The organism is Pseudomonas sp. L7 (genome assembly GCF_046605565.1).
Classification (GTDB): domain Bacteria; phylum Pseudomonadota; class Gammaproteobacteria; order Pseudomonadales; family Pseudomonadaceae; genus Aquipseudomonas; species Aquipseudomonas wayambapalatensis.
On sequence record NZ_CP176784.1, the window covers coordinates 2,557,317 to 2,575,656 of the forward strand.

The following is an 18,340-nucleotide window of genomic DNA, read 5'->3' on the forward strand; positions in this document are numbered from 1 at the left end:
TCAATTCACGTGGTTGCGTTTGGCCAGGTCGACCATTTCGACCAGCGACTCGGTCTTGAGTTTTTCGCCGATTCGGCCGCGGTAAGTACTGATGGTCTTGGCGCTGAGGTTCATGGCTGTCCCTATGTACTTGTTGTTTTCTCCCCGCGCGAGCCTGCGCAGGACTTCCATTTCCCGGTTCGACAGGCTGTTGAGCCGTACCGTTTCCGATGCCAGGGTGTTGCTGTTCACCGACATCTGCGGAAACGTCGAATAACCTTTGACCAGTGCCTTGAGCGCAAACAACAGGGCATCGAGGTCTTCGTCCTTGTTGACGAAAGCCGCGATCCCGGCATCCAGGCAGCGACGAACATAGAGGTCGGAGGACTGCCCAGTGAGTACCATGATTTTTGGCGCAGGATCGAGCAATTGCAAACGCTTGATCACCTCCATGCCATCCAGGCCTGGTAGCCCAATATCGAGAATCACCACTTTTGGGGCAAGCTGGCGTGCCATCTGTACGGCTTCGATGCCATTACCCGACTCGCCAACGACATCAAAGCGTTCGCGTTCGAGCAGGATGCGCACGGCAAGGCGAACTGTGGGGTGATCATCGACCATCAGTACGGTGGTCATGGGAAAACTCCTGTACGAAGTAATGTTCGTTCCTGACGTTATCCAGGAATGGGTCTGTAGGGCCAATCTGGCTGCAGGCACGATACGTCCATCAGAAAGCTTTGATAATGGCGAGTATAGGCGCGTTGAAAAAGCCGCCACTGGTTGGTGAAAAGTCTTACAAAAAAGCGGCACGTGGGGCGGCGACGCTGCTCGCGGGCCGGTATGGGGTGAGGATGCTCAGGTAGAGCGCAGACAAGCTGGGTGAGGTTTGTTCACGCGTTGCGTGGAGGCGGGATTGTTGATCAGCGCAGTGCCGACCCGCGTCGGGCGTTGCCGCAATTGTCCTGCGCAATTCGGGCACTGTCCCTGCAGATGGTGCTCGGCGCAGCGGCGACAGAAGGTGCATTCGAACGAGCAGATCAACGCGTCAAGGGTATCGGGGGGCAAATCGGTATCGCAACATTCGCAATTGGGGCGTAGCTCGAGCATGGCGCAACTCCGGTACGGACAGTGATGCGCCAGTGTCGGTCGCTGGAGGCTGGCTGGCAATCCTCAGTCGCCGGGGCGATACAGGTGGGCGTGGCCGGCGCGGTACAAGGCCGAGTCGGCAAATGGCGCGTCGCCTAGCACGTGGCCGACGAGAATCAGCGCAGTGCGTCGGAAGCCTTTGTCGGCAACAGCGTCGACGATATCGGCGAGGCGGCCCCTGACCCAGTCCTGGTCGGGCCAGGTTGCGCGGTGGATCACTGCCACCGGGCAATCTGCCCCGTAGTGCGGCAGCAGCTCGTCGACGATGCGCGGTAGATGGCGTACCCCCAGGTGGATGGCCAAGGTACTGCGGTGGCGCGCCAGGTCCGCCAGTTGCTCGCCTGCCGGCATCGGTGAGCGGTCGCCGTAGCGGGTCAGGATGACCGTCTGGGCGATGTCTGGCAGCGTCAGTTCACAGCCGAGCAGGGCGGCGCTGGCGGCCGTGGCGGTAACGCCAGGAATGATCTGGTAGTCGATGCCCTGTTCGCGCAGGTGGCGAATCTGCTCGCCGATGGCGCCATACAGGCTGGGGTCGCCGCTGTGTACCCGGGCGACATCCAGCCCCTTTTCATGGGCGTCGCGAATGGCGGCGATGATCTGCTCGAGATGCAGTTCGGCGCTGTTGATCACGGTACTGGCCGTGTGGCCTTCAAGTACCGCGGGCGGTACCAGTGAGCCGGCGTAGATGATCACCGGGCATTGGCGGATCAGGCGTTGGCCCTTGACCGTGATCAGCTCCGGGTCGCCGGGGCCGGCACCGATGAAATAGACCGTCATGGCAAGTCCTTGAGCATGAAATGAAAAGCGATTATCCGTTGCTGGCCAGGGCAAGGGTAGCGTCACCGAGCACCTGTCGAGTGACTGTCAGGATCGGCGAGCGCTGACCCTCGTCAGCCAGTGCCAGCGCTGCGCTCTCTGCCACTCCCCAACAGCCTGTGGCGTTGAAGGCCATTTCGGAGCGGTGGCTGAGGAGGGGCAGGAAAGGGTGCAGTTGCTGGGCGCTGTACAGCGTCAGGGGCAGGCCGAGTTGCTCGGCCAGTTGCCGAAGGCCGGGCTCCTGGGCCTTGAGATCGATGCTGGCGATACCGCGCAAGGCGGCCAGCGGCAGGCCGTTGTCGGCCAGCGTACGGTGCAGCAGGGTTTCCAGAACCGCCGCCGGGCAACCCCTGCGGCAGCCGAAACCGACATATAGCGCGGCCATCAGGCCTGCGCGGAGCGACGGTAGAGCCAGGCGCTCAGCAGGCCCAATGCAACCCAGAAAGCTGCGTTGGTCAGCCAGGAGGCAACCTTGAACTGTGCTTCCAGCGCTTCGGGTGCCAGGCTTTCATGCACCAGTGGCTGAGGGGCGCCGATCAGGTGTGGCACGACCAGCAGCGCTGCGCCGAGCACCTTCAGCAGCCAGTGGCGCGCGAAGACCAGCAACGCCAGGCCCACCGCAGTGGCGGCGGCGGTGCCGATCCACCAGGTCTGGCGTTGGCCCAGATCGGCAGCGGCGGTGCCAGGCAGTTCAGGCGGAAGGCCCAGGGTCGGTGCCAGGCAGAACACGGCGAAGCCGCCCAGGCCCCACAACGCGCCAGTACTGACCCGACCAGGTTCGCGCAGGCTGTAGAGTGCGGCGAGAATCAGCGCGAAACCGACTGCCACCACCAGATTACCGCCGGTGGTCGACAGCACACGCTGCCAGCCGTCTTCCGGCGACCAGGCTTCTGCGTCGTGCTCATGGCCTCCGGCGCTTTCAGCGGTGTGCTCATGCTGCTCGGTGGGGGCCGCGCTTTCATAGGTTTCGGCCTGCAGGATCAAGGGCGCGACCCAGAAACTCTGCAACAGCGTCAGCAAAAGTGCGGCGAGCAGGCCACTGAAGCCTGCAGTTCGAGCGATACGCTTGATCATTGTCGGGCACTCAGTGGCAAGGGAAGGCGGCGCTGTGGCGGGTATCGTGGGCAGCGTTGTGAACCGCCTCGAGATGGGAGAACCCGGCGAAGTACACCAGGCACAGGCCCAGCAGGCTGGCGCCGACCGCAACGACGAGGCGCTGGCTGAGGCTGACGGGGGTTGCGATGCTGTGTTTGGCGCTGGTGACGGACATGACGCATTCCTCTGCTTTTTTTCATGGGCGACAGGAAGCGCGGCAACCCCAGGCGAGAACCGCCCAGGGACATGCAACAGCGCCCGCCCACCGCGGGGTGTGATCACAAGACGTCGGGCCGGTCTCCGGGCTGACGAGCAGGAGCCTGGCTCCTGGGGAGAGCGTCACCTTCCCATGCCGAACTGCAGGCACAGTGGATCAGACGCTCGCTCGCTTACCGTTGCGGGGGCAGCACCGGACTTGTCAGGCCCATGAAGAGCCATTGACGCACCGGTTTCCCGTTTCACCCCTGCAAGGGGCACCCTACGTAATGTATTAGGAGATCACGGCCATGCTTTGGTCGTCAATTCTTGTTACGAATCGCGCAGGCGTAGCGACTGGAAATCATCAACCTGCCTTGCACGTCGCACTTTTTGGCGTTCAGGGGCTCTATGCATGGCCAGGCTGTGCCGATTTCCGGCCCGGCCGCTGACCCTGGACCCCGGTGCAGATGCCTGTTCCTGCCTATCGCCGCCGTGCCCGCCTGTCGCTGGTGGGTGTCTTGATCGCCCTGTGCGCGTGCACCGGGCAGCAGGGGCGCGACGTATTCACCCAGTTAGGCAATGGTCATCCCAGCGAGTTGTTCCAGACCAGTGTCGACCGCATGGCGACCTTGTCCATGCGCGACAACCTGCAGAGCCTGTATCTGCTGATGAACAAGCTCTACCTGCGCAACCCCAATCAGTGGAAGCAGTCCGGCTATCTGGATGCGGCCACCGCCGAGCGCCAGATCCGCCAGGCCATCGAGCAGCGCCAGCCATTGCCGCAACTGGGCGAGCGCCGTGACCTGGCGGCGCTGAGCTACGCCTTGAGCCCGGAGTTTCGTGGAGATCGAGTCGGGGCGTTCATCTATGCCATCGGCAGCATGTTGATTACCGCCCACGGTGGGCGCACCGAGTTCTACATGACCGATGCGATTGATCCACTGTTCGTCAATAACGCCGCGCGCAACATCGAAAAGGCTACCTGGATGCTCAGTCAGCGCCAGGACGCCAATGGTGTGTTGCTACTGTTTTCCAACGAAATCTCGGAGGAGGGCAGCAACCTCAGCTTTGCCGTCGAATTCGGCAAGATCGTGGCGCGCCTCGATCTGCTGGCGCAGATGCTGGATGAGCGTTATCGACGGATCGGCCTCAATTACGCGCAGAGCCTGTTATTGATGAATTTCCTGCCGGTGCAGTGATCGTTACCCGTGGTTTCACAGCAATGCTTCGATCGCGCGTCGATAGCGCTGGCCGGCCAGGCTCATGCTGTTGTTGTGGCTCGCTCCCGGCACCAGGAGCAAGGTCTTGGGCTGTTGGGCCGCCTCGAACAGCGCCTCGCTGAAGCGGGGGGGCACATACCGATCATCCAGGCCATGCACCAGCAGCAGCGGCAAACCGATATCGGCGATCTTGCCCAGCGAGTCGAATTTCTGCGACAGCAGCCAGCGCACCGGCAGTGTGGTATCGGCCACTGATGCCGCCGCGTCGCCAAGGGAGGTGAAGGTGGATTCGAGAATCAGGCCGCGCGCAGGTACAGGCTTACCTTGCTGGCGTGCCTGGCGTGCGAGCTCCGAGGCAAGCTCCACAGCGACCGCACCGCCCAGCGAATGGCCGAAGATCAGGCGCTTGCCCGGCACCGGCTGCAACTGGGCGAAGCGCTCCCAGGCAATTCGGGCGTCCTCGTAAACCGTGGCTTCGGACGGCAGGTCGCCTCGGCTCTGGCCAAAACCGCGGTAGTCCACGGCCAACACCGAATAGCCCATGGCGTGCAACTGCTCGATGCGGAACATCTGGCCGGTGAGGTTCCAGCGTACGCCGTGCAGGTAGAGTATCGCCGGCGCATCGGCGCGTTTGGCCGGCCACCACCAGGCATGCAGGCTCTGGTCGTCGGTGAAGTTGCGCGGGCGCAGGTCCAGTTCCTGTACGTCGGCAGGCAGGCCCCTGAACCAACTGGCCTGGCCCGGCTCGATACGAAACACCAGTTCGCGCTCCTTGTGCTGCAAGACCGCGCAGCCCGCGGGCAGGCCCACCACCAGCAGGGCCATGGCCAGCCACATGAGCCAGCGGCGTTTGAAGTGAGTGAGCAGGGTGTCGGTCATGGGTGTCATCAGGCTGCTGGGAATCGTCGTTTTTAGCAGAAGCCATGGCCTCGCTGCAGGCAATTTTTCCCGAGCGGTGCTGACACATGTTTGCAAGCTGTTTCCCCGGTGCCATCGAGGGGCTCTGCACGCTTGCCGCCGCGGGCGCCGAGGGGTAGGTTTCCCTGACCCTGCCGATGGAAGACTCACCTTGGACTCGATTACCCAAGCCGTACTCGGTGCCGCCCTGCAAGGTACGGTGCTCGGTCGCATCCAGGGCCGCCGTTCGCTGCTGTATGGCGCCGCGCTGGCCACCTTGCCCGATCTCGATGTGGTGATCCGGTATGCGGACCCCGTTTCGCAGATGACCTATCACCGTGGTTTTTCCCACTCGATCTTCGTCCTTACCGGTCTGGCGCTGCTGCTGGCGTGGCTGGTGGCCTGGGTTGGGCAAAGGCGCTGGCCCGACAAGGGATACCGTTGGCCCCGGTTGTTCGTGGCGTTCTGGCTGGTGCTGGTCACCCACCCTCTGCTGGACGCGTTCACGGTCTATGGCACGCAATTGTTCTGGCCGCTGCCGCTCATTCCCGAAAGCTGGGCGGCGGTGTTCATCATCGATCCGGTCTACACCGTGCCACTGCTGGTCGCTGTGATCTATGCCGCGTGGCGAGGGCTGAGCGGCAAGGCGATACCCCTGATGACAGCAGCCCTGGTGTTCAGCACGGCGTATCTGGGCTTTGGGCTGGCCGGGCGCACGGCGGTCGAGCAGCGTTTCCAGGAGGCCTTGGGCCGCCAGGGCGTTGCGGTCGATCACCTGCGTGCAGTGCCCATGGCCTTCAACAGCCTGGTCTGGCGGGTGCTGGCCAAGACACCGGATGGTCATTACTACGAGGGCGTGAGCAGTGTGTTCGACCGCGAACCGCCCGAGATGCAGCGCCTGTCGCTGAACCTGGAGGCCGCCAAGGTGCTCGAGGGCGTCGCGCTGCACGAGCGGCTGCGCTGGTTCACCGATGACTGGCTGCGTTATGACGTGGTGGGCGATGTACTGGTGGTCACCGACCTGCGCATGGGCATTCCCGGTAACTACACCTTCCGTTTCAGCATGGCTCACCGCGACAGCCAGGGACAGTGGGTGGTCGACACCCCGGCGAACTGGCGTGGCGGTGCCGCGATGTTCAACGGCCATGACCTGGGGCTGATCTGGCGTCGTATCCTCCAGCAGCAGCCTCCGCTGCCCCTGGCGGCCTGGACCACACGCTACCTGAACCCCTCGGCGCAATCCGAGGTGGGGCACTGAACGGCCGCTCGAGCGGGCTCGACCTGGTCAAGTGGACGGCGATCCTGAGCATGGTCGCCGATCATTTGCGCTACCTGTGGCCCAGTGCCGACGGGTTGTTCGTGATCGGGCGACTGGCCTTTCCACTGTTCTGCCTGGTCATCGCCTGTCATGTCGCGCGCGGCCAGCCAGGCGTGCTGTACACCGCCGCCAACGCTCGCTACCTGAGCTGGATGCTGGCCTTCTCGATACTTGCCGAAGGCCCGTACCGGTGGCTGGACAATGGCTCGCATACGCTCAACGTCATGCCCACCCTGACCCTTGGCCTGCTGGTCGCCTGGGGGGTGAGGCATCCGCAGGCTGCTGCGCGCATTGTCGGGCTCGTTAGTGCCGGGCTGGCGCTGGTTTTCAGTGATCGGCTGATGTACGGCTTGCCGGGGGTATTGCTGCCGGCGGCCTGCCTGGTGCTGTGGTCGCAGGGTTGGCCGGGATGGCTGGTGCCCTGCCTGTTGGCAATGGGCGCCAACCTGACCAACAGTTGGTTGCGGGCACATCCCTGGCAGCCTTTTTCCCTGCTGGTGCTGGCCACAGCTGCAATGGCGCTGCCATTGGGTTTGCGGATGCTGGCCTACCAGGGGGCGTCCATCGTGCCTGTAGGGCGCTGGGCCTACGGGTTCTATCCCTTGCACTTGATGGCGATCAAGGCCTTGCAATACCTGGATCTGCCCCCATCCTAGGGAGCCTCGGATATCCAGGAACAGTCCCATGGAACCTAACCGCTTCGGCGACATCGCAGCCTTCGTCAGTGCCGTGAAGGCCGGCAGCTTCACTGCAGCCGCCGCGAGCCTGGGCCTGACCCGCTCGGCGGTGGGCAAGAGCATCGCACGCCTCGAATCGCGCATGGCAGTACGCCTGCTCAACCGCACCACGCGCAAACTGAGCCTGACCGATGAAGGCCAAGTGGCGTTCGAACGCTGGCGGCAGATCCTCGAAGACCTGGACGAAGTCGAGACCACCATGGCCCAGCGCCGCGGACGACCGACAGGCACCCTGCGCCTGACGGCCCCGCTGTCGTTCGGCCAGCGTCACGTGCTGCCGATCCTGGATGTCTACCTCAAGCAATGGCCGGAACTGCGCGCCGATATTCGCTTCACTGACCGTTTCGTCGATCTGGTGGAGGAGGGGGTGGACGTTGCCGTGCGCATCGGTGCGCCCAAGGAGGACTCGCAACTGCTGACGCGTACCGTGGCGTGGCAGCAGTTCGTCACCTGCGCTGCGCCCGAGTACCTGCAGCGCCATGGTGTGCCCCAGGTACCGGCAGACCTCTATGGGCACGACAAGATTGCTTTTCTGGCGGGCGAGAAGGCCAGCCCCTGGCGTTTCCACACCGATGAAGGGCTGCACCTGTGCGAAGAGCCCGGGCGCTTGAACATCGACAGCTCCGAGGCCATGCTCGATGGCGCCCGCGCCGGCTTCGGGCTTATCCATCTACCCACCTACATCACCGGCAACGACTTGCGCGCCGGAACGCTGGTCGAAGTGCTCGCAGGTTTCCGGCCGCCGGCCGACCCGATTCGTATCGTCTACCCCAGCAAGCGCCACTTGTCGCCGCGGGTGCGAGGCTTCATCGACCTGCTGGTCGCCCGGTGGGAGCACGGAGTGCCGTGGGAACACTGATTGGGGAATGGAGGGACCGGGTGTAGGGCCCGCCTTGCGGTTTATCGCTCAGGCGTGGCCCGGGACACTGTGCAGTCATACCCGTCACGACTTATGGAGACGCCATGACTGCGTTGTCTGTCCTGGACCTGGTCATGATCGGCGAGGGCAAGACCCTGGCCGATGCGATCGAGGAATCCCGCCAACTGGCACGTCACGTCGAGCAGCACGGTTACGCTCGATACTGGATCGCCGAACACCATGACATGCCCGGCATCGGCTCTGCCGCCACCGCGCTGGTAATCAACGAGATCGCCAATGCCACGCGGCATATTCGCGTGGGTGCCGGTGGCATCATGCTGCCCAATCATGCCCCGCTGGTGGTTGCCGAGCAGTTCGGTACGCTTGATACCTTGCATCCGGGGCGCATCGACCTGGGGCTGGGACGTGCCCCAGGCAGTTCCGGGCCGACCGTACGTGCGTTGCGCGGCGTCGCGCCCGAGCGTGACTTTGGCCAGGATATTGCCGAGCTGCGCGACTACCTGGCCGACAACGGCCAGCGATCGGTGCGCGGGGTGCCGGGCAAGCACGAGGTGCCGGTGTGGATATTGGGCTCCAGCCTGTTCGGTGCCGACCTTGCGGCCCGGCTCGGCTTGCCTTATGCCTTCGCCTCTCATTTCGCCCCGCGCTACCTGTTGCAGGCCATCGCCCATTACCGCGCGAACTTCCAACCCTCGGCGCAACTGGCCAAGCCCTTTGTCATGGTGGGCATCAATCTGTTCGCTGCAGCCAGCGATGCCGAAGCCGATTACCTCGCCAGCTCGCACCGCAAATGGATGCTCGATCTGCATGTCGGACGTCATGGCCTGCTGCCCTTGCCGCAGGAAGGTTATGTCCAGGGTTTGCCGGGCCATGAACGAGCGGTGCTGGAGCAGGTGATGGCCTGTACCGTAGTCGGTGGACCGCAGCGGGTGAGGGCTGGGTTGCGCGCACTGATCGAACAGACTGGCGCCGATGAGTTGATGATCGATTGCCGTATCCATGACCCGTTGGCGCGCCTGCGCTCTCACGCGTATGCGGCGCAGGCCCTTGCCGACCTGAACTGAACGGGGTGGCAGGCGCCAAAGCACGGCCTGCCATTGCCCGCCTTCACTGTGAGTCTTTCCAGCCCCCGCCCAGCGCGGCATAGAGGTTCACCTCTGCCAGCAGTTGCGCCAGCCGGTCGTTGATCAACCCCTGCTGAGCGCTGAACAGCGAGCGCTGGGCGTCGAGAAAGGTCAGGCTGCTGTCCACGCCAATGCGGTAGCGGTTGCGGGCCAGGTCGTAGTAACGCTGGGTAGAGGCCACCAGGTCGCGTTGGGCCACCAGTTGCCGCTCATACGTGGCGCGCGCGGCCAGACCGTCAGACACCTCCTGGAACGCGCCCTGAATCGATTTCTCGTAGCGGGCGACCTCGATTTCCTTTTGCAGGCGTGCATAGTCCAGGCTGGCCCGCAGGCTGCCGGCGGTGAACAGTGGCAGGTTGATCTGCGGCTGGAACAACCAGGTTCCGGTGCCGCCGTCGAACAGCCCGGACAACTCGCGACTGCTGCTGCCAGCGCTGGCGGTCAGGCTGATACTGGGGAAGAATGCCGCCCGTGCAGCACCGATGTCGGCATTGGCGGCGCGCAACTGGTATTCGGCTTCGAGGATGTCCGGGCGACGCTGCAGCAGTGCCGAGGGCAGGCCGGCTGGCAAACCGACGATCTGTGGCGAGGCCAGCGGCAAGCTGGGCGTGCGCTCATCGAGGGGCGCGCCGACCAGCAGGGTCAGCTGGTTGATATCCTGGGCAACCTGGCGCTGGTAGCGCGCTACTGCAGCACGGGCGGTATCGACGCTGGTCTGCGCCTGGATCTGCTGCAATGCCGACGCAGTGCCGGCGCGGCGCTGACCTTGGGTCAGGCGCAGGCTTTCCTGGTCGGCGATCAGGGTCTGGCGTGACAGTTCGAGCAGTTCCAGGTCGGCACGCCAGGTCATGTAGCTGCTGGCCACGCTGGCCACCAACCCCAGTTGCACACTGCGTCGGGCCTGTTCGCTGGCGAGGTAGGTCAGCAAGGCCTTGTCGCTCAGGCTGCGCAGGCGGCCGAACAGGTCAAGCTCATAAGCGCTCACCCCGAGCGTGGCGGCGTAGGTCTGGGTAATGGCGCCTTCACCGGTTCCGGTCATGCGCCGCGGCAGGTACTGACGCTGGCCCTTGGCGTCGGCGGACACCTTGGGCAGCAACTCCGAGCGCTGGATACGAAACTGCGCGCGATAGGCTTCGACGTTGAGCGCTGCGACGCGCAGATCGCGGTTGTTGAGCAATGCGTTATCGATCAATTGGCGTAGCAACGGATCCTGGAACACTTCGTGCCAGTCGTCGTGCTGATGGCCGTGCGTCATGTCGCCCTGGGTGGTCTCCCCCAGGGGAAATTCAGGGGCGACAGGCAGGGCGGGGCGTTGATAGTCGGGGGCCAGGGTGCAGCCGGTCAGCAACACCGCCAACAAGGCAGCAGAGTATTTGGGCATCGCGGGTTCTCTGGGGTCAGGCACCGGCCATCCATCTGGCCAGGCCGTGGCGGCCACTGACGCCAAGCTTGGCGGTGGCGCGTTTGAGGTAGGTTTCCACTGAGCTGTTCTTCACGTTCAGGCGTTGGGCCATTTCCGGCACGGTGCCGCCGGTGAGCAGCCCCAGGCAGACCTCCTGCTCGCGGCTCGACAGTTGCACCGCTTCCTGGGCCAGGCGCTCGCCGAAGCCGTGGCGCAACGCATCGGGCATCGCCGCGCCTTCGCCCTGGCCGTGCACCTGGTGTTGTGCATGGTGTTCAAGCAGGGGCAGCAGGGTGTCGGAGAGGCGCTTGAGCAGCGACAGTTCGCCGAGGGAAAAGGCCGTCTGGCTGGGCAGGCGATGGAAGCAGATGACCCAACGGCGGTCGCCATTGCATGACACCAGGTTGCACTGGTGCGCGCTGGGTTGCGGGTTGCCGGTGACATGCGGCGCCTTGACCTGAATGAGCAGGGGGTCCTTCATCTGCAGGATATTCTGCAGCAGCGGGTGGTTGGGCTGATCAGGCGGAGGAAACTCCTGGGCCAGCCCTGCGCCGCCCAGCACCTTGACCCGAGTGACGCCGGTCTGTCGGGCATCCAGGGTCCACTCGCTCAGGTCGAGCCGGTGAATCGGCACGAGGCTGTCGACCAATTGGAGCATGCGCTCGGCAAAATGAACCTCGCCGGTGCTGGCGATCAGTTCTCCCAGTTGCAGGTAGAGGCGCGCGTCGTGGTGATGTTCGAGGCTGCGGGTCAGCTTCATGTCCTGTTCATCCTTGAGTCGGGTACTGCGCAGGCGGGTGGCGACTGGGCTCACGCCTTGGCCGGTCGAGGGTGCGCTATTCAAGCCCAGGCCTTGTGCCTGCGTCTGTAGTGGAAACCGGGGACAGAAAATGGCATCGATTCGGACAAAATGGGGGGATGAATCGGACAGGTTGAAGGCAGATCTTTCTGCATTAGTCGGCAAATTGACGTCAGAAAGCCGCTGTTGCCACCACGTTTGCCACGGCTGGCGCGGCGGGTAGGCTATAGAAGGGGCTGATATGTAGCTGATTTCCTACAGAAAAATCAGCGACCGTGGATGCGCGGACGACTGTCCGGGTTTCCGGGGCCATACAGGTTACGGAAGCGGTGCTTGAATCCGCGGACGATCAACGGAGAAGGACCCTCCCAGCCCATGCCTGCCGCCGATACCTACCCCCTGACCAGCGCTCAACGGGACATCTGGCTCGACCAGTTGAGCAAAGGCGATTCTCCGCTCTATACCATCGGCGGCTATGTCGAACTCACGGGCGAGCTGCGGCCGGACACCCTGCATCACGCGTTGCAGCAACTGGTGGCGGCCAACCCGGTGTTGCGCACCGAGCTGCTGCCAGGTGCAGGTGCCGACGGCCTGCCGATGCAGCGCTTCGCCGAGCATGCCACGTTGGCGTTGCCCGTGCTGGACCTGTCGACTGAAGCCGACCCGGCAGCGGCGGCCACGGCATTGATCCAGGCGCAAATGGGCCAGGGTTATCGCTTCGACGGCACGGCACTGCTGCGTTTCGCCCTGATTCGCCTGGGCCCCGAACGTCATTGGCTGGCAACCCAGGCCCACCACCTGATCCTCGACGGCTGGGGTTTCGGGCAGATGCTCAAGGCACTGGGCGAGCATTACACGGCGCTGCTCGAGGGTGGCGAGGCGCCACGGGCCCAGGTCGGTTATGCCGACTTCATCGACGAAGACCGCCAGTACCAGGGCTCGATGCGCCAGGCCCGCGATCGCGCATATTGGCTCAAGCGCTTCGCCAGTGTGCCGGAGCCGCTGCTGGCAGCGCGTCACCATTACCGTCGAGCCACCGATGAAGCACCTTCGCGCACCTGGGTTCAGGCGTTTCCCGATGCGTTGCATGGGCGCATGAAGCGCCTGGCCGAGGCTCACCAGGCCTCGGCGTTCCATGTCCTGCTGGCTGCACTGCATGTGCTGTTCTCCCGCAGCGCACAACGCGAGGACTGGGTGGTGGGGCTGCCGCTGCTCAATCGTGGCGGTGCACGTTTCAAGGCCACACTGGGGACCTTCGTGCAGGTCAGTGCGGTGCCCCTGGCGTTTGCCCCGACACTGAGCTTCGCCGAACTGGTGGTTGCGATACGCGATACCCTGCGCCGGGATTTTCGCCATCAGCGACTGGCGGTGAGCGAGCTGAACCGAGCGCTTGGCCTGTTGCGCGAGGAACGCGGGCAATTGTTCGAGGTGTCGGTCTCCTACGAGCAGGACGATCACGAGTACCGCTACGGCGAGGCCAGCGCCCACACGGTGAAGGTCTCCAACAGCCACGAATCCACGCCCTTGGCCATCCACCTGCGCAGCAATCGCCATAATGACAAGGCGTGGTTGCATCTGGTGCATCACCGCGCCTGGCTGGCAAGCGAGGAGGCCGAGGCATTGGCGCAGCGGCTGCTGCATGTGCTCGACCAAGGCTTGGCGACACCGGCGTTGGCGGTTGCCGATTTCGACCTGCCGACACCTGCCGAGCATCGCCAGATGCAGGCGTGGAATGCGACGGGTTGTGCCGTTGGCGAGCCGGTCGTGCACCGCCGGATCGAGGCCCACGCGGCGCTGATGCCCGACGCCATTGCCACTGTGCACGAAGGGCGCAGCCTGAGCTACGGCGAGCTGAATCAGCGGGCAAATGCTCTGGCCCTGCGTCTGATCGAACGAGGTGTGAGGCCCGAGCAGCGCGTGGCAGTGGTTGCCCGCCGTGGCCTGGATACCCTTGTGGGCCTGCTGGCGATACTCAAGGCGGGGGCAGCCTACGTACCGATCGACCCGGCGCATCCGCGCGAGCGCATCGCATATCTGCTTGAAGACAGCGCGCCCGTGGTACTGCTGACACAACAGGACCTGCTGGCGCGTCTGCCGCGCCATGAGCTGCCGCTGATCGAACTCGACGCCTGCCCGGCAGCCACGACCATTGTGGACAACCCTCGCGTGGCGGGGCTTGGGCCCGAGAGCCTGGTCTATGTGATCTACACCTCAGGCTCCACTGGCCAACCCAAGGGGGTGATGGTCGAACACCGCATGCTGGCCAACCTGGTCGATTGGCATTGCGAGGCCTTTGACCTGGGCGTCGGCGGGCACACGTCGAGCCTGGCCGGCTTTGGTTTCGATGCCATGGCCTGGGAGGTCTGGCCAGCCTTGTGTGCGGGGGCGACGCTGCACCTGGCGCCCAGCAGCGACGGTGGCGAAGATATCGACAACCTGCTGCGCTGGTGGCGTGCCCAGCCATTGCAGGTCAGTTTCCTGCCAACCCCGGTGGCCGAACACGCGTTCACCCAGCACGATCACCCGACCCTGCGTACCCTGCTGGTGGGGGGGGATCGGCTGCGCAGCCTGTCGCGTGAGCGGGCCTATGCGGTCATCAACAACTACGGCCCTACCGAAGCCACGGTGGTCGCCAGCTCCGGGCGGGTGACGGCGGGTGGTGCGCTGCATATCGGCACGCCGGTGGCCAATACCCGGCTGTATGTGCTCGATGCGCAGCTCAAGCCATTGCCGGTCGGTGTCCCGGGCGAACTCTATGTAGCAGGCCTGGGGGTCGCCCGCGGCTACCTGAATCGCCCGCAGATGACCGCCGAGCGTTTCCTCGACGACCCGTTCAGTGACGAGGTCGGTGCCCGGATGTACCGCACCGGCGACCGCGTGCGCTGGTTTGCCGACGGCACCCTGGAGTACCTGGGGCGCAATGACGATCAGGTGAAGATTCGCGGTGTACGCGTTGAACTCGGTGAAATCGAGGCTGCGCTGACCCGCCACCCGCAGGTGCGTGAAGCGGTGGTGCTGCTGCGCGATGGGCAACTGCAAGCCTGGTTCATTGGCGATGCGGTTACCCCCGGCGACCTGCATGAGCACCTGCGCGGGCTTCTGCCGGTGGCCTTGCTGCCAGCCGGCTACCAACGCATCGAGCACTGGCCGTTGACCGCCAACGGCAAGCTCGACCGTCGCGCCTTGCCGGCGCAGGATGAAACCGCATCGGTACGTCGCGCCCATGAAGCGCCTCGCGGCGACGTGGAGGTCTGCCTGGCTGCGCTCTGGAGCGAACTGCTGGGCGTGCAGCGCATTGGCCGTCACGACCACTTCTTCGAGTTGGGTGGCCATTCGTTGCTGGCGGTGCAACTGGTCGAACGCATGCGTCAGCAGGGCCTGCAGGCTGACGTGCAGGTGCTGTTCGGCCAGCCGACCCTGGCAAGCCTGGCCGCCGCCAGCCAGCGTCTGCTCGCGCAGGTGGAGGATAACCGCGTACCCGCTGACTGCACCCATATCACACCGGCGCTGCTCAGCCTGGTTTCGCTGACCCAGGGCGAGATCGACGCCATTGTCGCGGGCATACCGGGTGGCGCAGGCAATGTGCAGGAAATCTACCCCTTGGCGCCGTTGCAGCAGGGGCTGCTTTATCACCACCTGCGCGACAGCCATGACCCTTATCAGCAACAGGCGCTGTTCGCCTTTACCGACCGCACGGCGTTCGAGGCATTTGCTCAAGCGTTGCAGCAGGTGGTCGAGCGTCACGACATCCTGCGCACCAGCCTGGCTTGGGAAGGGCTCGAGCAACCGCAGCAAGTGGTCTGGCGTCAGGCGCAACTGCCCGTCGAGGTGTTGCGGATCGGGCCGGGCGACACGGCGCAGGAGTTATCTGCACATTACTCAGCGGCCCAGCGCCCGCTGGACCTGCGTCATGCGCCGATGATGGCGCTGGCGGGGGCTGAAGACCGTGAGCACGGTCGTTGGCTGGGGCTGTTGCGTTTCCACCATCTGGTCAACGATGCGGTGTCGGTGCAGGTGTTGCTCGGCGAGCTTCGGGCCTTGATGAGCGATCAGGGGCATGCGCTGCCGGCGCCTGTGCCTTATCGCAACTACGTCGCGCTCAGCGGCGCCGAGGTGCGGCAGCAAGGGCACGAGGTGTTCCTGCGGGCATTGCTGGCAGGTGTCGAGGCACCGCCGACGTTGCCGGGGATAGTAGAGGACCAGGTGCAGGCGGACGCGCTGGAGAGCCTCGCGCATGAGGTTCCGCTGGTGCTGACCGAGGCCTTGCGCCGCTTGGCCAGGCAGCAGGATGTCGGGCTGGCCAGCCTGTTCCACCTGGCTTGGGCGCAGGTGCTGGGGGCACTGGGCGGTCGTGACGACGTGGTGTTCGGCAGCGTGTTGCTGGGGCGGATGATGGCGGGTGAGGGGGCCGACCGAGCGTTGGGCATGTTCATCAACAGCTTGCCCCTGCGGGTGAGCCTGGCGGGGCGCAGCGTGGCGCAGGCGCTGGCCGACACCCATGCCGGCCTTGCCGGGCTGTTGGGCCATGAAGACGCACCCTTGCTGCTGGCTCAGCGTTGCAGCGGGCTGCCAGCGGGCGTGCCGCTGTTCAACAGCCTGATCAATTTCCGCCATGGGCTGGTGGCAGGGCAATCGACATTACCAGGTGCCCGCTTGCTGGAAGCCAGCGAAGTACACAGCCATGCGCTGGTGCTGTCGGTGGATGATCAGGACGAGGCCTTGCACCTGAACGTTCGCGCGCCGCGAGTGTTGGGTGCAGCGCGTGTGCTGGCCTACCTCGAGCGTACCCTCGAGGGGCTGGTCGAGGCGCTGGAGCAGGGTGGTTCGGCACCGATCGAGCAGTTGTGCAGTGTGCCGGAGAACGAGCTGCACCGGCTGCTGCACGACTTCAATGCCACCGAGGAGCCCCATGAATTGATGCACAAGACCCTGCCGGCGCTGTTCCAGGCCCAGGTGCTGCGCACGCCCGATGCCGTGGCGCTGCAGACCGACGAGGCGACGCTGAGCTACCGTGAACTCGACGAGCAGGCCAACCGCCTGGCCCATCACCTGGTGGCCCTGGGCGTACAGCCTGACACGCGAGTCGGCGTCTGCATCGAGCGCGGCCTGTCGCTGCTGGTCGGGCTGCTGGGCGTGCTCAAGGCCGGCGGTGCCTACGTGCCGCTGGATCCTGGTTACCCGGATGAACGCCTGCGCTACATGGTCGAGGACAGTACACCGCTGGCAGTGCTGGTCCACGGGGCCACACGTGGCCTGTTCGATCCGTTGGCGATGCCGCTGGTGGATCTCGACCAGGGTGTCTGGCAAGCGCAGCCTGCCCAGGCCCCTCAGGTGCCGACACTGACGCCTTCGAACCTTGCCTACGTGATGTACACCTCCGGCTCGACCGGCATGCCCAAAGGCGTAATGATCGAGCACCGCGGGCTGGGCAACCTTATGCACTGGGGCTCGCGCATCTGTCCGCCGCGTCCGGGTGACGCGCTGTTGCAGCGTGCGCCGTTCAGCTTCGACGGTTCGGTCTGGGAGTTGTTCTGGCCGTTGTGCGCAGGCTTGCGCCTGGTGCTGGCCCGCCCTGACGGTCATCGCGATCCGGCTTACCTGGTCCAGCTGGTCCAGGCTCGCCAGGTCACCACGATCAAGTTCGTCCCGGCATTGTTGCACCAGTTTCTCGAGCAGCCGGGTGTCGAACGCTGTACGAGCCTGACTGACATCTTCTGTGGCGGGGGGGAGTTGACCTTGACGCTGGCTGCCAGCTTGCGCCAGCGCCTGCCGCAGGTGCGCTTGCACAACGTTTATGGGCCCACCGAGGCTACGGTCGACAGCACGGCCTGGACGCTCGAACCGGATCAACCGCTGCCGAGCACGCCACCGCCGATCGGCCGGGCGATCGCCAACACCCGGCTCTACGTGCTGGATGCCCATGATCGGCCGGTGCCACTCGGCGTGGCAGGTGAGTTGCACATCGGCGGCGTCGGTGTGGCACGCGGCTACCTGGGGTTGCCGGTGCTGCAGGCCGAGCGCTTCATCGATAGCCCGTTCGTCGAGGGCGATCGGCTGTACCGCACCGGGGACCTGGTGCGCTACCGCGAGGATGGCGAGCTGGAGTTCCTCGGGCGCAACGACTTCCAGGTCAAACTGCGTGGTCTGCGCGTCGAGCTGGGTGAGATCGAGGCCCTGCTGGCCGGGCATCCCGCTGTGGGCCAGAGCGTGGTATTGGTGCGCGACGAGCGTCTGGTCGCCTACTTCACCTGCCGGGAGGGGCAACCCGCCCCGGCACTGGATACGTTGCGCAGCCACCTGCTGGCGCGGCTGCCGGAGTACATGGTGCCCTCGGCCTTCGTCGCCCTGGCCGACATGCCGCTCAGCCCCAACGGCAAGATCGACCGCAAGGTGCTGCCTGAGCCTGGAGCGGAATCGGTGATCAGCCGCGTCTACACGGCGCCACGCAACGCACTGGAGCAGACCCTGGCGCAGATCTGGAGCGAGGTGCTGAAGGTCGAGCAGGTTGGGCGGGACGACAACTTCTTCGAACTGGGCGGGCATTCACTGCTGGCGGTGAATCTGGTGGCGCGCATGCGCCAGGCGGGGTTGCAGGCCGACGCACGTACCTTGTTCCGTCAGCCCACGTTGGCGGGCCTGGCGGCCAGTACCGGGTGGGACAAGCCGCAGGTCGAGATCGCGGCCACCACCATCCCGGGGCTGAAGGCACGACGCAGGATCTGAGGCGGG

15 protein-coding genes and 1 riboswitch are annotated in these 18,340 nt (G+C 64.8%); of the genes, 6 read left to right on the forward strand and 9 right to left on the reverse strand.

Features of this window, described 5'->3' with window-relative positions:
- The 6 genes from ACK3BK_RS11600 to ACK3BK_RS11625 all read right to left on the reverse strand — a co-directional run bounded on the left by ACK3BK_RS11600 (position 1) and on the right by ACK3BK_RS11625 (position 3,211).
- Positions 1-615: a response regulator transcription factor gene (locus tag ACK3BK_RS11600; protein WP_186665040.1), complete on the reverse strand. Its 615-nt coding sequence runs from the start codon at positions 613-615 to the stop codon at positions 1-3.
- Positions 616-834: 219 nt separating this feature from the next.
- Positions 835-1,086, reverse strand: a complete 252-nt coding sequence (locus ACK3BK_RS11605) for a DUF1272 domain-containing protein (protein WP_186665038.1) — start codon at positions 1,084-1,086, stop codon at positions 835-837.
- A gap of 63 nt (positions 1,087-1,149) precedes the next feature.
- Positions 1,150-1,902, reverse strand: coding sequence for a precorrin-4 C(11)-methyltransferase (gene cobM, locus ACK3BK_RS11610; RefSeq protein WP_288376728.1), 753 nt, complete (start codon positions 1,900-1,902; stop codon positions 1,150-1,152).
- A 31-nt stretch (positions 1,903-1,933) separates the two neighbouring features.
- Positions 1,934-2,326 carry a cobalamin biosynthesis protein gene (locus tag ACK3BK_RS11615; protein WP_411384342.1) on the reverse strand — a complete coding sequence of 131 codons (393 nt, stop codon included), beginning with the start codon at positions 2,324-2,326 and terminating at the stop codon, positions 1,934-1,936.
- A complete protein-coding gene (locus tag ACK3BK_RS11620; RefSeq protein WP_411384343.1) occupies positions 2,326-3,015 on the reverse strand; it encodes a CbtA family protein in 690 nt (229 codons plus the stop codon). The genes ACK3BK_RS11615 and ACK3BK_RS11620 overlap by 1 nt, the downstream gene beginning before the upstream one ends.
- A 10-nt stretch (positions 3,016-3,025) precedes the next feature.
- Positions 3,026-3,211 carry a CbtB domain-containing protein gene (locus ACK3BK_RS11625; protein ID WP_063545029.1) on the reverse strand — a complete coding sequence of 62 codons (186 nt, stop codon included), beginning with the start codon at positions 3,209-3,211 and terminating at the stop codon, positions 3,026-3,028.
- A 98-nt stretch (positions 3,212-3,309) separates the two neighbouring features.
- Positions 3,310-3,532, reverse strand: a riboswitch (cobalamin riboswitch).
- 169 nt (positions 3,533-3,701) lie between these two features.
- Here ACK3BK_RS11625 and ACK3BK_RS11630 point away from each other — a divergent pair.
- Entirely contained in the window at positions 3,702-4,433 is a 732-nt protein-coding gene (locus tag ACK3BK_RS11630; RefSeq protein WP_288376723.1) for a hypothetical protein, read from the forward strand.
- Between the two features lie 15 nt (positions 4,434-4,448).
- On the opposite strand, the gene ACK3BK_RS11635 is transcribed toward ACK3BK_RS11630, so the two are convergent.
- Positions 4,449-5,333 (reverse strand): alpha/beta hydrolase, encoded by an 885-nt coding sequence (locus tag ACK3BK_RS11635; protein ID WP_186665029.1) that lies wholly within the window; start codon positions 5,331-5,333, stop codon positions 4,449-4,451.
- A gap of 190 nt (positions 5,334-5,523) precedes the next feature.
- Here ACK3BK_RS11635 and ACK3BK_RS11640 point away from each other — a divergent pair, with 190 nt between their 5' ends.
- The 4 genes from ACK3BK_RS11640 to ACK3BK_RS11655 all read left to right on the forward strand — a co-directional run bounded on the left by ACK3BK_RS11640 (position 5,524) and on the right by ACK3BK_RS11655 (position 9,350).
- The gene (locus ACK3BK_RS11640; protein ID WP_411384344.1) at positions 5,524-6,609 is read left to right on the forward strand and encodes a metal-dependent hydrolase; all 1,086 of its coding nucleotides are present in this window, start codon (positions 5,524-5,526) and stop codon (positions 6,607-6,609) included.
- 50 nt (positions 6,610-6,659) lie between these two features.
- A complete protein-coding gene (locus tag ACK3BK_RS11645) occupies positions 6,660-7,325 on the forward strand; it encodes a TraX family protein (protein ID WP_411384345.1) in 666 nt (221 codons plus the stop codon).
- A 28-nt stretch (positions 7,326-7,353) separates the two neighbouring features.
- Complete coding sequence (locus ACK3BK_RS11650) at positions 7,354-8,265, forward strand: LysR family transcriptional regulator (RefSeq protein ID WP_186665023.1); 912 nt, start codon at positions 7,354-7,356, stop codon at positions 8,263-8,265.
- Positions 8,266-8,369: 104 nt separating this feature from the next.
- Entirely contained in the window at positions 8,370-9,350 is a 981-nt protein-coding gene (locus ACK3BK_RS11655; RefSeq protein ID WP_411384346.1) for an LLM class flavin-dependent oxidoreductase, read from the forward strand.
- A gap of 43 nt (positions 9,351-9,393) precedes the next feature.
- Here the strand turns inward: ACK3BK_RS11655 and ACK3BK_RS11660 are convergent, their stop codons facing one another.
- Positions 9,394-10,791, reverse strand: a complete 1,398-nt coding sequence (locus tag ACK3BK_RS11660; protein ID WP_411384347.1) for an efflux transporter outer membrane subunit — start codon at positions 10,789-10,791, stop codon at positions 9,394-9,396.
- 16 nt (positions 10,792-10,807) lie between these two features.
- On the reverse strand, positions 10,808-11,572 hold the full coding sequence (locus ACK3BK_RS11665; RefSeq protein ID WP_411384470.1) for a helix-turn-helix transcriptional regulator: 765 nt from the start codon (positions 11,570-11,572) through the stop codon (positions 10,808-10,810).
- A gap of 414 nt (positions 11,573-11,986) precedes the next feature.
- On the opposite strand from ACK3BK_RS11665, the gene ACK3BK_RS11670 reads away from it, so the two are divergent.
- The gene (locus ACK3BK_RS11670) at positions 11,987-18,334 is read left to right on the forward strand and encodes an amino acid adenylation domain-containing protein (RefSeq protein ID WP_411384348.1); all 6,348 of its coding nucleotides are present in this window, start codon (positions 11,987-11,989) and stop codon (positions 18,332-18,334) included.
- Positions 18,335-18,340 lie beyond the last annotated feature (6 nt).

What these genes read in the sequence shown, in the direction of transcription:
- ACK3BK_RS11600 (WP_186665040.1), bottom strand. Translation starts at nt 615, where the DNA reads ATGACCACCGTACTGATGGTCGATGATCACCCCACAGTTCGCCTTGCC.
- ACK3BK_RS11605 (WP_186665038.1), bottom strand. Translation starts at nt 1,086, where the DNA reads ATGCTCGAGCTACGCCCCAATTGCGAATGTTGCGATACCGATTTGCCC.
- cobM (WP_288376728.1), bottom strand. Translation starts at nt 1,902, where the DNA reads ATGACGGTCTATTTCATCGGTGCCGGCCCCGGCGACCCGGAGCTGATC.
- ACK3BK_RS11615 (WP_411384342.1), bottom strand. Translation starts at nt 2,326, where the DNA reads ATGGCCGCGCTATATGTCGGTTTCGGCTGCCGCAGGGGTTGCCCGGCG.
- ACK3BK_RS11620 (WP_411384343.1), bottom strand. Translation starts at nt 3,015, where the DNA reads ATGATCAAGCGTATCGCTCGAACTGCAGGCTTCAGTGGCCTGCTCGCC.
- ACK3BK_RS11625 (WP_063545029.1), bottom strand. Translation starts at nt 3,211, where the DNA reads ATGTCCGTCACCAGCGCCAAACACAGCATCGCAACCCCCGTCAGCCTC.
- ACK3BK_RS11630 (WP_288376723.1), top strand. Translation starts at nt 3,702, where the DNA reads ATGCCTGTTCCTGCCTATCGCCGCCGTGCCCGCCTGTCGCTGGTGGGT.
- ACK3BK_RS11635 (WP_186665029.1), bottom strand. Translation starts at nt 5,333, where the DNA reads ATGACCGACACCCTGCTCACTCACTTCAAACGCCGCTGGCTCATGTGG.
- ACK3BK_RS11645 (WP_411384345.1), top strand. Translation starts at nt 6,660, where the DNA reads ATGGTCGCCGATCATTTGCGCTACCTGTGGCCCAGTGCCGACGGGTTG.
- ACK3BK_RS11650 (WP_186665023.1), top strand. Translation starts at nt 7,354, where the DNA reads ATGGAACCTAACCGCTTCGGCGACATCGCAGCCTTCGTCAGTGCCGTG.
- ACK3BK_RS11655 (WP_411384346.1), top strand. Translation starts at nt 8,370, where the DNA reads ATGACTGCGTTGTCTGTCCTGGACCTGGTCATGATCGGCGAGGGCAAG.
- ACK3BK_RS11660 (WP_411384347.1), bottom strand. Translation starts at nt 10,791, where the DNA reads ATGCCCAAATACTCTGCTGCCTTGTTGGCGGTGTTGCTGACCGGCTGC.
- ACK3BK_RS11665 (WP_411384470.1), bottom strand. Translation starts at nt 11,572, where the DNA reads ATGAAGCTGACCCGCAGCCTCGAACATCACCACGACGCGCGCCTCTAC.
- ACK3BK_RS11670 (WP_411384348.1), top strand. Translation starts at nt 11,987, where the DNA reads ATGCCTGCCGCCGATACCTACCCCCTGACCAGCGCTCAACGGGACATC.